Source organism: Peribacillus sp. NPDC076916 (assembly GCF_050269675.1).
GTDB classification, from domain to species: domain Bacteria; phylum Bacillota; class Bacilli; order Bacillales; family DSM-1321; genus Peribacillus; species Peribacillus aracenensis.
Genome location: NZ_JBNNIU010000003.1, coordinates 690221 through 702152 on the forward strand (window position 1 = coordinate 690221; position 11932 = coordinate 702152).

General features: G+C 42.1%; 14 protein-coding genes, 1 tRNA gene and 1 other annotated feature. All 15 genes read left to right on the top strand.

Annotated elements, in window-relative coordinates:
• Positions 1-16: 16 nt before the first annotated feature.
• The 15 genes from ACQKFG_RS12915 to leuB all read left to right on the top strand — a co-directional run bounded on the left by ACQKFG_RS12915 (position 17) and on the right by leuB (position 11926).
• Complete coding sequence (locus tag ACQKFG_RS12915; protein WP_427559724.1) at positions 17-259, top strand: Ger(x)C family spore germination C-terminal domain-containing protein; 243 nt, start codon at positions 17-19, stop codon at positions 257-259.
• Between the two features lie 214 nt (positions 260-473).
• Positions 474-1085: an XTP/dITP diphosphatase gene (locus ACQKFG_RS12920; RefSeq protein WP_144551192.1), complete on the top strand. Its 612-nt coding sequence runs from the start codon at positions 474-476 to the stop codon at positions 1083-1085.
• A 2-nt stretch (positions 1086-1087) separates the two neighbouring features.
• On the top strand, positions 1088-1600 hold the full coding sequence (locus ACQKFG_RS12925) for a metallophosphoesterase family protein (protein WP_192205985.1): 513 nt from the start codon (positions 1088-1090) through the stop codon (positions 1598-1600).
• A gap of 172 nt (positions 1601-1772) precedes the next feature.
• A tRNA-Arg gene (locus tag ACQKFG_RS12930) sits at positions 1773-1846 on the top strand.
• Positions 1847-2038: 192 nt separating this feature from the next.
• On the top strand, positions 2039-2239 hold the full coding sequence (locus ACQKFG_RS12935; protein ID WP_048688856.1) for a hypothetical protein: 201 nt from the start codon (positions 2039-2041) through the stop codon (positions 2237-2239).
• 214 nt (positions 2240-2453) lie between these two features.
• Positions 2454-3209 (top strand): DUF2087 domain-containing protein, encoded by a 756-nt coding sequence (locus ACQKFG_RS12940; protein WP_228467482.1) that lies wholly within the window; start codon positions 2454-2456, stop codon positions 3207-3209.
• 18 nt (positions 3210-3227) lie between these two features.
• Positions 3228-3584, top strand: a complete 357-nt coding sequence (locus ACQKFG_RS12945) for a GIY-YIG nuclease family protein (RefSeq protein ID WP_427559445.1) — start codon at positions 3228-3230, stop codon at positions 3582-3584.
• Between the two features lie 330 nt (positions 3585-3914).
• A complete protein-coding gene (locus ACQKFG_RS12950; RefSeq protein WP_192205984.1) occupies positions 3915-4088 on the top strand; it encodes a hypothetical protein in 174 nt (57 codons plus the stop codon).
• Positions 4089-4132: 44 nt separating this feature from the next.
• A complete protein-coding gene (locus ACQKFG_RS12955; RefSeq protein WP_427559448.1) occupies positions 4133-4492 on the top strand; it encodes a YidH family protein in 360 nt (119 codons plus the stop codon).
• A 449-nt stretch (positions 4493-4941) separates the two neighbouring features.
• Positions 4942-5217, top strand: coding sequence for a GNAT family N-acetyltransferase (locus tag ACQKFG_RS12960; protein ID WP_081395481.1), 276 nt, complete (start codon positions 4942-4944; stop codon positions 5215-5217).
• A 368-nt stretch (positions 5218-5585) separates the two neighbouring features.
• Positions 5586-5846: a binding site (T-box leader), on the top strand.
• 115 nt (positions 5847-5961) lie between these two features.
• On the top strand, positions 5962-7677 hold the full coding sequence (gene ilvB / locus ACQKFG_RS12965; protein ID WP_260285340.1) for an acetolactate synthase large subunit: 1716 nt from the start codon (positions 5962-5964) through the stop codon (positions 7675-7677).
• Positions 7678-7680: 3 nt separating this feature from the next.
• The gene (gene ilvN / locus ACQKFG_RS12970; protein WP_141994366.1) at positions 7681-8193 is read left to right on the top strand and encodes an acetolactate synthase small subunit; all 513 of its coding nucleotides are present in this window, start codon (positions 7681-7683) and stop codon (positions 8191-8193) included.
• Between the two features lie 54 nt (positions 8194-8247).
• Positions 8248-9276 carry a ketol-acid reductoisomerase gene (gene ilvC / locus ACQKFG_RS12975; RefSeq protein ID WP_192205980.1) on the top strand — a complete coding sequence of 343 codons (1029 nt, stop codon included), beginning with the start codon at positions 8248-8250 and terminating at the stop codon, positions 9274-9276.
• Positions 9263-10798 carry a 2-isopropylmalate synthase gene (locus ACQKFG_RS12980; protein ID WP_192205979.1) on the top strand — a complete coding sequence of 512 codons (1536 nt, stop codon included), beginning with the start codon at positions 9263-9265 and terminating at the stop codon, positions 10796-10798. Before ilvC ends, ACQKFG_RS12980 begins: the two co-directional genes overlap by 14 nt.
• Before the next feature lie 15 nt (positions 10799-10813).
• Positions 10814-11926, top strand: a complete 1113-nt coding sequence (gene leuB, locus ACQKFG_RS12985; protein WP_192205978.1) for a 3-isopropylmalate dehydrogenase — start codon at positions 10814-10816, stop codon at positions 11924-11926.
• The last annotated feature ends 6 nt before the right edge of the window (positions 11927-11932 follow it).

The following is an 11932-nucleotide window of genomic DNA, read 5'->3' on the forward strand; positions in this document are numbered from 1 at the left end:
ATATTGTTAACAAAACATAGAAAACCTTGATATGGAAAAAATCGAAAAAAAGGTAGAAATAAAAATTAAGGAAGATATTTTGAAGACATTGGGGACAGGGGAGAAAATCAATACAGACCTTTTTAACATCAGTGAAAAGGCATACAGATACCATGTCAATAAGTGGGATAATAAAATTATTAATTCCTTTGATAAGACTTCAATAAATAACATAAAAGTTAATATCCATATTGAACATAGTGAAAATTACAAACGTTAGTTTACATGTTTCGGGTTATTGCAGATGAGGGAGTTGTGATAGACTTAAGTTATCTGGATGATACAGCGGCCTTTTTTTATCGTGAAAGGGAGCGCTGAATTCTTCCGTTTGGCACTGGAGAAGAAGCGGCTTTTACATATAACGAGTTACAGCGGATTCTTTCTTTGTCCCCAAAAGCTTCATGCCGATAAAATAAAAAAGGGTGAAATGAAAAATGAAGACAGTAATCATTGCAACGAAAAATAAAGGGAAAGCCAAGGAGTTCGAAAGCTTATTCTCTGCAAAAGGATATGAAGTCAAAACACTTCTCGATGTACCCGATGCTCCGGATGTTGAGGAAACAGGCACGACTTTTGAAGAAAACGCGATCCTGAAGGCAGAGGCCATTGCCCATCAGCTGGGCCACTTTGTCATTGCTGATGACTCCGGATTGATTGTAGATGCATTGGAGGGCCGTCCTGGCGTATATTCTGCGCGCTATGCTGGAGAGTCCAAGAGTGATGAAGCAAACACGGAAAAAGTCCTCCGGGAGCTGGAAGGCGTACCAAAAGAGGATAGAACGGCGAGATTTTATTGCGCCTTGGCACTTGCGTCACCCAATCAGGAAACGATTACGGTATCAGGAACGATGGAAGGCTTGATTACAGAACAGCCTTCTGGAACAAATGGATTCGGTTATGATCCCATCTTTTTTGTTGAGGAACAGGGCAAAACAAACGCCGAATTGACAAAAGAGGAAAAAAACAAAATCAGCCACCGTGCCAACGCATTGAGGGCTCTAGATGAAAAACTTGATCCATTTTTAAAAAGGGAAGAAGGAATGTGACGATGAAAGTGCTAATAATGAGTGACAGTCATGGCTTAACTCATGAAATCAGCATGATTGCCGACCGTCATAAACAAGAGGTTGCTGCCATGATCCATTGCGGTGATTCAGAGTTGGAAAGAAATGACCCTCACATGTCGGAATTCTTAGCCGTTCGTGGGAATTGTGACTATGATTCTGCATATCCGAATGATATTGTGGAGAGTATCGCAGGCAAACGTTTCTTCCTTACACATGGACACCTCTATAACATAAATATGACCTTGATGAACCTTTCATATAAAAGTGAAGAGACAGGGGCGGATATTATTTGCTTTGGTCATTCCCACGCTGCAGGCTCAGAATTGATTGACGGCAAGCTCTTCATCAACCCGGGAAGCATAAGGCAGCCGCGTGGACGAAAAGAGAAAACCTATGCCATTTTGGATATCGGAAATGACCAACTTGAAATCACCTTTTATGACCTTGAAGGAAAAATCGTTGAGGAACTAAGAAATGCTTATCAAATGGAATGACTTCATGTATAATGAACAGGAAGCGTTTTTCCCCGCTTCCTGGTTCATAAAAAAAGAAAAAACTTTTTTTGAAAAACCGTTGACTTTCTTTTGATATCCTAATATAATAAGAAGTGTCCTAAGGGAACAGTTAAGGTAATACATAAGTTTTACCGCAACTCATATCATAAATGTCTCAGTAGCTCAGCTGGATAGAGCAACGCCCTTCTAAGGCGTCGGTCGGGAGTTCGAATCTCTCCTGGGACACTAACTAAAAAAGCCAAAACCTTCTAAGGTTTTGGCTTTTTTTACTTTTTGGGCTGTATAAAATAACGAGGATAATTTCGATTCGCACCCTTTTATAATGTTCGTATAATGATAAGAAGTTTTTTATTTCATATTTATCGCAGGTGGATGATCCTTTTATGTCGAATTTGTTATAAATAAGGAGATGTTTAAATGAATAAAGATAGATTATTCAAGTTCATTCAAACTTCCACTCGGGGCAATTTTTTCTCAGTCGAAATAACCGAAGATGGAACTGAAGTGGTCCAATTAGCCAAGGAGTTAGAAAAAGAAGGAAGAATCAAGTTGAGGGAATGCACACGTAAAGAACAAGGTGTTTATCTGGAAGGAATACTTAAGTTTGTGCCTAGCTAATACTTAATGAGCTCTGACGAAGGACAAATACTATGCTCCATAGAAAAAGGCATCCGTGATCGGGTGCCTTTTTTGTATTTCTCATTCAATGTATTGTTTTTATGATTTCACGGTTGCTGGAATTATAAAAAAATCAGGAAAAACATTGACACAAAGCAAACAAATTAATAATATGTTTATTATATTATAAACTTTATAGGGAAGTGTTTGTTTTATGAAGGACGCTGAAATATTTTGGAGCGCGACTCAGGATGAGCTTAAACAAGGGTATATCGAAGGTGAGAATCAATATGTTTGTTTGCTGTGCGGAACTGCAGTTGAAAAGGGGATCGTATACCCGGAAGATGGAGTTCTTTATGAAGCGAAGAGGTATATGGGAATTCATATTGAACATGCACACCGCTCCGTTTTCGATTACTTGATTGATCTCGATAAAAAACTTACAGGTCTCACGGACCATCAAAGTCGCCTTCTTCGTCTTTTTTACCAAGGGAAGAATGATGCTGAGGTTCAGGAGGAAATGGGGATTGGGAGTCCTTCCACCATTCGGAACCATCGCTTTGTGTTGAAAGAGAAAGAGCGTCAGGCTAAGTTGTTTTTAGCCCTGATGGAACTTTTGAAAGATAAAGATGAACATGCGCCGGCATTTATCCCGCTTCATCAAAGAGCAAGGATGGTCGATGATCGTTATAACGTTACCGAGGATGAAAAGGTGACTGTACTGAAAAAATACTTCCCTAAAGGCAGTCAGGATGCATTAAAGTCTTTCCCGCCAAAGGAAAAACAAAGGCTGATCATTCTTCAAGAAATTATGAACCGTTTTGAAAAAGAGCGGAAATATGAAGAGAAAGAAATCAATCAAATATTGGGTGCCGTTTATCCTGATCATGTTCTATTGAGAAGATATTTAATAGAATATGGATTCTTGGATAGAAAGCCTGATGGGAGCCAATATTGGCTGAAGAAATGATGACTGGAGGCATTAAATATGGATCGTAAAAAAGAATTGAAGCAATTATATAAAGAAACGAAAGTAGAAGCAGGTGTATACCAAATAAGAAATAAGGTGAATAATAAAGTTTTTATCGGAAGCACCAGGAATTTAAAGACGTTGAAGGGGAAACAATTTGAATTGGAACTCGGCACAAACACGAATAAAGTGCTGCAAGGTGAGTGGAACGAATATGGGAAAGAGGCTTTTTCTTTTGAGGTACTGCAGGTAATGAAACCGAAAGAAACAGGTTTTTTTGATGCTAAACGGGAATTGAAAAAACTTGAAGAAGAGTGGCTTGAAAAAATACAGCCATACGAAGAACGGGGATACAATAAAATGAAAACCAACTGACTTGTATGCAGCCTTTAGAGATTCTGAATGATTCCCGGCTCCCGGTGATTGGTGTCCTTTTACACGAATTACTAAACTTGCACAAAGGAACTTCGGGTTTGGGTGGGAAGAAAAAAATAATAGACTACATGGATAAGGATAATAAAAACGGCTGAATTTGGGGGTGTTCAAACAGGGAGTCATTTATGGCTCCTTTTTTGCGTGAAGATATTAAGGGATCCCACTTGTTGTTAGTTTTTAAATGGTTTAAGCTAGTAATGAGGGAACTTTTTAAAATAAGGGGAAACCCGTGGGGGACCTTCACTAAATAATTAATTTTAGGAGTTGCGAATGAAAAAAATAGGATGGACGATAACGGGGATAGGGACAATCGTTGCGCTGGGAGCCTTTCTTTATCCTTTAAATGTTATTGATAAAACACTATGTATATATTTATTGCTTGGCGGTGCAGGGCTAATGTTTGTCGGGTCTATGATCAGGGCTTTTCGGCTGCTGAAAAGATGATTGATTTTTAATGTTGATTAAAATCGTGCGATTAAGGTGATGACATGGAGAAAGACCAATTGAAATATGCGCAGCAGCATCTGGCTAATGAACGCACCTTCTTAGCGTGGATAAGAACGGTGATTGCGATAGTGGGGGTTGGTTTTCTTGCGACAAGCCTGCATTTTACGATCGGTGTGCATCGGGATGCCCGGATTGATTTGATCAGTATCGTGCTGGGGATGTTTGCATGTGCATTGGGCTTTGTGGTTACAGTTCTGGCGACATTCGGATATCTTCAGAAGAAGCGGCAAATCAATGAAGGAACGTTCCGGCCTTCAAGTGCGCAAGTAATTCTAATCGCTGTTTTTATGGTCATATTGTTATCGATGATCATTTTATATTTTGTGTTCATAAAATTTTAAAAACTGCCCTAACCTATATAGGGCAGTTTTTTTAGTTTCTACTAGATACTTATTCTTACATCGTCACGGGAAGATTTATCCCATTAAGTAAATGGTATCAAAAAACGAAAGCTTGAAAAATACGGTATTTCATCTTGAGTTTGAAAGAGTAATAAAAACCTTTTAAAAGAATTTCATTCAGTATTTTACACGTCAGCCATGGGAAAACTTAGTTTTCACCGGAAGGGAATATAAGCTGCAAGGAAAAGATCAATCAAGTATTGTCTTTTGCCTTCTTTGAAAAAATATAACAGCCATCATCAGTTTGTGAATAAACTTAACATGGTCAACGCTAGCTTTAAACCTTTTGGAAGAACTTTACTTTATTCAATTTCGATTACGTTTCTAATATTTGTTTAATTTCCGTTTTGTGAGATATGATAAAGAGGAACGATAAGGAGGTCATCAAGATGGTGGATATCAAAAAAGGTGAAAGTTCTTTTTTTGTCGAAGAATCTGGTGAGAAACTAGCGGAAATCACATTCTTTAAATCAGGTGATGATGAAATCACGGTGGATCATACTGTTGTTTCTGACAAGCTTCGCGGGCAAAAGGTAGGAAATGCCCTAGTTGAAAAGGTAATAGGGTTCGCACGGGAGGAAAAACTGAAAATTGTTCCGGTATGTTCTTTCGTTCAAAAACAATTTGAAAAAAATGCAGAATACGAGGATGTATTGGCTAAATGAACCAGAGGGCTGGACCAGGGGATGAGTAATATCACCTGTGTTCAGCCCTCTGTCATTATTTTAGATGATCTTCACCCCCGCTATTTGGGAAAATCATTATCGGTGACTGGCATCATGTGGGTAGTGTGATGATATTTCGGTGGGGGAGTTAAATTTAATGGGATGGTTGATTTTTTAAAAATTAAAAATTGAAAAAACTTTTTTTGTAGAATGTGGTCATGGTAGGTATGTAAGCGTATACAACAAATCTTTCAATTTGGAATTATCAAAAAATTTCAAAAAACCTGTTGACTACTACCTTAAATACACGTAAGATAATCACAAATACAAGACATCAAACATAATCGTTTTGAAAAATGTGAATAATGCGAAAAGCATTGAAGAGGATAAGTAGTCTTTTAAAAAAGGCAGTCACAGAGAGCCGGGTAGCTGAGAGCCGGTATTGCCCCCGAAAGATGAACTCACCTTGGAGTTTCAGCTTGAACGTCAGACTAGTAGGGCTGAACGGGTGCGTACCAGTACCCGTTACCAAAACAGAGAATAGTGTATGCTATTCAAAGTGCGCATGGAGTTTCATGCGAAAAAGGGTGGTACCGTGGAGTGGCTCATCAAGCCTTTTCACCCCTTTAACTTGCCGAGTGCAAGTACATTTGGGGTGAAAAGGCTTTTTTGTATGCTTAAAAAGCTGAAAATTCTGAATCTTAGGAAAACGTTTAGTGAAAAAGTGAAGGAGGTTTTTACGAAATGACACAAAAGTCAGTTGTTGCTGATCGGAAGAGTGGAAAGACACATTATAGTGGAGCCGAATTTCTGCTGGATGCATTGAAAAAGGAAAATGTTGAAGTCATCTTTGGTTATCCGGGTGGATCTGTATTGCCGATTTATGACAAGCTTTACAGTTCAGAACTTTTTCATATTTTGACAAGGCACGAACAAGGTGCGATTCATGCAGCGGAAGGATACGCCAGGATTACCGGCAAGCCGGGGGTGGTCATAGTCACATCCGGTCCAGGGGCAACGAACATTGTCACCGGTTTGGCCGATGCGATGATTGACTCTTTACCGCTTGTGGTAATTTCGGGTCAGGTTGCTACCAGCGTAATTGGTTCGGATGCTTTCCAGGAAGCTGATGTACTGGGGATTACTACCCCGATTACAAAACATAACTATCAGGTGAGGAAGCCGGAAGATCTTCCGCGCATTATAAAAGAAGCTTTTTATATCGCTTCTAGCGGCCGTCCCGGTCCAGTATTAATCGATATACCTAAGGATATGGCCATTATACAAGGTGAATCGACGGATAAGGAGCCAGAAATGGATCTCCCTGGCTATCAGCCGACGACCAAGCCTAATTACTTACAGATCAGAAAGCTTGTTGAAGCCGTAAGCGGAGCGAAAAGACCGGTCATTCTTGCAGGGGCAGGTGTCCTGCATGCAAAGGCCTCCCATTTATTAAAGGAATATGTCGAGCAGCAAGGCATTCCCGTCGTCCATACTTTATTGGGTCTTGGAGGCTTTCCAGCGGAACATCCTCTCTTTATCGGAATGGGTGGCATGCATGGCTGCTATGCAGCAAACATGGCGTTATCGAAATGTGACCTATTAATCAATATCGGTGCCAGGTTCGATGATCGATTGACTGGGAATCTAGCGAAATTCGCACAGCATGCAACAGTGGCCCATATCGATATTGATCCAGCGGAAATCGGTAAAAATGTGCAGACAAAAATTCCGGTCGTCGGAAGTGCCAAGGAAGCACTGGCGGAGTTGATTGCGCAAAATGGCAAGAAACCGGAAATTGATGTATGGACAACGCAGCTGACGGCATGGAATGAAGAGTTCCCATTGCGTTATACACATGAAGAAGGCGTACTGAAACCTCAGCGTGTCATCCAGATGCTTCATGAAAAAACGAATGGGGAGGCCATTGTTACGACGGATGTTGGACAGCATCAAATGTGGGCAGCACAATACTATCCGTTTAACAAACCGAATTCATGGGTCACTTCCGGTGGATTGGGGACGATGGGCTTTGGCTTACCATCGGCTCTCGGAGCGCAATTGGCGAATCCGAAAGCGACGGTGCTTTCCATTTCGGGGGATGGTGGATTCCAGATGTGCCTGCAGGAACTTTCGGTCATTGCCGAAATGAATCTGCCGATCAAGATCATCATCGTCAACAACGGGGCACTCGGGATGGTAAGACAGTGGCAGGAACTCTTTCATGATAACCGTTTCTCACACAGTATTTTTCAATCGCATCCGGATTTCGTGAAATTGGCCGATGCTTATGGAATACCAGGATACAAAGTGACGACGGAGGAAGAGGCAAGCAACTGCCTGGATGCAGCGTTAAAGACTGATGGTCCAGTGTTGATTGATTTCCGTGTAAAACAAAACGAAAATGTCTTCCCGATGGTAGCGCAAGGAAAAGGGCTTGATGAAATGGAAGGAGTTTAATCAATGAAGGGAATTCTTAGCCTAACCGTGAACAACCGGCCAGGCGTCCTGAATCGGATTACGAACCTGTTCACGAAAAGAAATTATAACATTGAAAGCATGACTGTCGGACCTTCCGAACAGGATGGCATTTCAAGGATGACCTTCGTGGTCGATGTTGATGATGAAGCTGTCATTGAACAGATCACCAAGCAATTGAATAAGCAAATCGATGTTTTGAAAGTATTTGATATTACGAATCAATCGATTGTGGCGAGGGAACTTGCACTCATTAAAATATTGGTGACCACACAAACCCGAGCCGAGATTTATTCAGTCATTGAACCATTCCGAGCATCAGTTATAGATGTCAGTAAAGATAGCCTGACAGTTCAAATCACTGGGGAATCAGATAAAATCGAAGCCTTCATTGAACTGATCAAGCCATATGGCATCAAGGAATTGGCAAGGACAGGGACAGCCGCCATCCCGCGTGGAATGCAAATTGCTCACGCTAAGAGTGCGACAATCGTATAAACCAAAACAAAAAAACAAAACAAAAACAATGATGAAAAGGGAGATGTAATTATTATGGCAAAAGTATATTATAACGCAGAAGCAAACGAGAATTTTTTCAACAATAAAAAGGTAGCGGTAATCGGATATGGTTCACAAGGACACGCACACGCACAAAACTTACGTGACAGCGGTGTAGATGTAATCATCGGAATCAGGAAAGGTAAATCATTCGATAAAGCGGTGGAAGACGGCTTTAATGTTTACACAGTGAAAGAAGCAGCTGAACAGGCAGACGTAATCATGAACCTATTACCGGATGAAACTCAGCCGAAAGTATACCAAGAAGAAATCAAACCGGTATTGCGTGCGGGTCAAGCGTTAATGTTCGCACACGGATTCAACGTCCATTTCAATCAAATCGTTCCTCCGGCAGACGTGGATGTATTATTAGTCGCTCCAAAAGGTCCGGGACATCTTGTTCGCCGTACATATGAACAAGGTGCAGGGGTGCCGGCATTATTCGCCATCTATCAAAATGTAACGGGTGAAGCAAGGGAATTGGCACTTGCGTACGCTCGGGGAATCGGTTCTTTAAGAGCTGGCGGTTTGGAAACCACTTTCCAGGAAGAAACGGAAACGGATCTATTTGGAGAGCAGGCAGTACTTTGCGGCGGATTGACTGCCCTTGTGAAAGCTGGATTCGAAACATTGACAGAAGCTGGATACCAACCGGAAGTAGCGTATTTCGAGTGTTTACATGAACTTAAATTAATCATCGACCTTATGTATGAAGGCGGAATGGAAAACATGCGCTATTCCATTTCTGACACAGCTCAATGGGGAGATTTCGTTTCTGGACCACGCGTTGTGACGGAAACTACGAAAGAGTCAATGAAAGCGATCTTGAAAGACATCCAAGACGGTGAGTTCGCTAAGGGATGGATCTTGGAGAACCAAGCGAATCGTCCAGTCTTCAATGCAATCAATAATCGTGAAAACCAACATCAAATCGAAGTGGTTGGCCGTGAGTTAAGAAAAATGATGCCATTCGTGAAACCTCAACAACAAGAGAAAGAAGTGGTAGCCGTTGCGAAAAATTAATATATTTGAAACTACACTTCGAGATGGGGAGCAATCAGCCGGTGTAAATTTGAATTTTACCGAAAAACTTGAAATTGCTTATCAGCTTGAAAGATTGGGTGTTGATATTATCGAAGCCGGTTTTCCGGCAGCATCCAAAGGGGATTTCAACTCCGTACAGGAAATCGCGCGCAAAATCAAAAACAGCTCTGTCACAGGGCTGGCGCGTGCTGTAAAAGGAGATATTGATGCAGCTTGGGATTCATTAAGGGGCGGCGCAGAACCAAGATTGCATACGTTCATCGCCACTTCGCCCATTCATCGTGAATATAAGTTGAAAATGTCGAAGCAGCAAGTGATTGAAAAGTCGGTAGAAATGGTTAAGTACGGGGCAGCGCGTTTTCCGATCGTGCAATGGTCTGCAGAAGATGCAAGCCGTACAGAACTTGACTATTTGGCTGAAATCGTTGAAGCGGTCATTCAAGCTGGCGCCAAGGTCATTAACATCCCGGATACTGTAGGGTATGCAGCTCCAATCGAATACGGAAACATTTTCAGGTACCTTCGTGAACATGTTCCTTCTATTGATAAAGTTAGTTTATCCGCACACTGCCACGACGATCTTGGAATGGCGACAGCCAATTCATTGGCTGCCATCGAAGGAGGGGCTACGCAAGTCGAAGGCACAATCAACGGAATCGGAGAACGTGCCGGAAATGTGGCGCTCGAAGAAGTGGCGATGGCACTCTACATCCGTAAAGATTTCTATCAAGCGGGAACGGATCTTGTATTGAATGAAATTAAAAGGACCAGTGACTTGGTCAGCCGCCTTACGGGAATGCAAGTTCCAGCTAATAAAGCCATTATTGGTGCCAATGCATACGCACATGAATCTGGCATTCACCAGGATGGCGTGTTAAAAGAAAAAACGACGTACGAAATCATATCACCTGAACTCGTTGGTGTTTCGTCCAATTCACTCGTTTTAGGAAAGCATTCAGGACGCCATGCTTTCAAAGAAAGATTACAAGAGTTGAATTTTACGGTAACGGATGAGGAAATGAACTCGTTATTCGTCCAATTCAAGGAATTGGCCGATAATAAAAAGACGATGACGGATGAAGATATCGTTGCGCTGGTGCTTGAAGAGAAAGCGACGGATATCAGTTTTTATGACATGGTTGCCTTACAGATTTCCCACGGTACCCATCAGACGGCGACTGCGACGGTCACGCTGAAAAAAGGCGATAATGAAGAGATTCAGGAAGCGGCTACAGGTGCAGGAAGTGTAGAAGCCCTATATAACACGCTTGAAAGATGTTTGGGCAGCGAGATCAGCTTGCTGGACTATCGAATTCAATCGGTCGGCGGCGGAATGGATGCCCTTGCCCAGGTTTTTGTGAAAATTGATTATAACGGAGTGGAAACAAGCGGCCGCGGTCTTGATCAGGACGTCTTGGAAGCATCCGCCAAAGCATATTTGAATGCTGTGAACCGTGTGATCATCATGAAGGAACTAGAAGAAAAAGCAGTATTACTATAGGAAGGGGAGATTTCGATGAAAAGGAATATTGCGGTGCTTCAAGGAGATGGCATCGGGAAAGAAGTAACAAGAGGCGCTGTAGAAATCCTCGAAGCCGTTGCCCAAAGATATGGCCACGATTTTGAATTTCAATATGGTGAGATTGGCGGCGGGGCCATCGATAACACAGGTTCACCCCTGCCGGATGAAACAGTGGAGATTTGTAAAAACAGCGATGCGGTATTATTAGGGGCCGTTGGAGGACCTAAGTGGGATGACCAGCCTGCACACCTAAGACCGGAACGAGGTTTGCTGAAAATCCGAAAAGATTTGAATCTTTATGCCAACATCCGTCCAATCAGCTATTATTCCAGCTTGTCGGGATCTTCTCCTCTTAAAAAGGAATTCATTGAAGATGTGGATTTCGTGATTGTCAGGGAACTAACTGGCGGCCTTTATTTCGGAAAGCCAAGTGAGCGCGTTGAAAAAGAGGGGAAAGAGGCGGTCGTCGATACCCTTTTCTATCAGAAAAGCGAAATGAAGCGCATCATTGAACTTGCTTTTGCATTAGCATCGGATCGCAAGAAAAAAGTAACATCCGTGGATAAAGCGAATGTTCTTGAATCCAGCAGGATGTGGCGTGAGACGGCTGAAGAAATTGCCAAGGACTATCCGGATGTAACCCTTGAACATATGCTTGTTGATAATGCAGCCATGCAATTGATCAAAAACCCGAAACAATTTGATATTATCGTGACGGAGAATATGTTCGGCGATATTTTAAGCGATGAAGCTTCGGTATTGACTGGCTCGCTTGGAATGCTTCCTTCCGCCTCCATTTCAACAAAAGGGCCAAATCTATATGAACCGATTCATGGCTCTGCCCCGGATATCGCGGGAAAAAATCTGGCCAATCCGATTGGGACGATTTTATCGGCGGCTTCCATGCTGCGCCTATCCTTTGGTTTGGAAGATGAAGCAAAAGCCGTTGAGCAGGCGGTGGAAAGGGTCCTAGAATATGGCTTGAGAACAGGCGATATCGCAAATGGCCAACCGAATATTACGTCTACTTCAGAAATGATTGCAGAAATTAAAGCAAATCTTTTAGACCAGGAAGCCATTTCCAACATCATGGGAGCTTACGCATAAACTTCT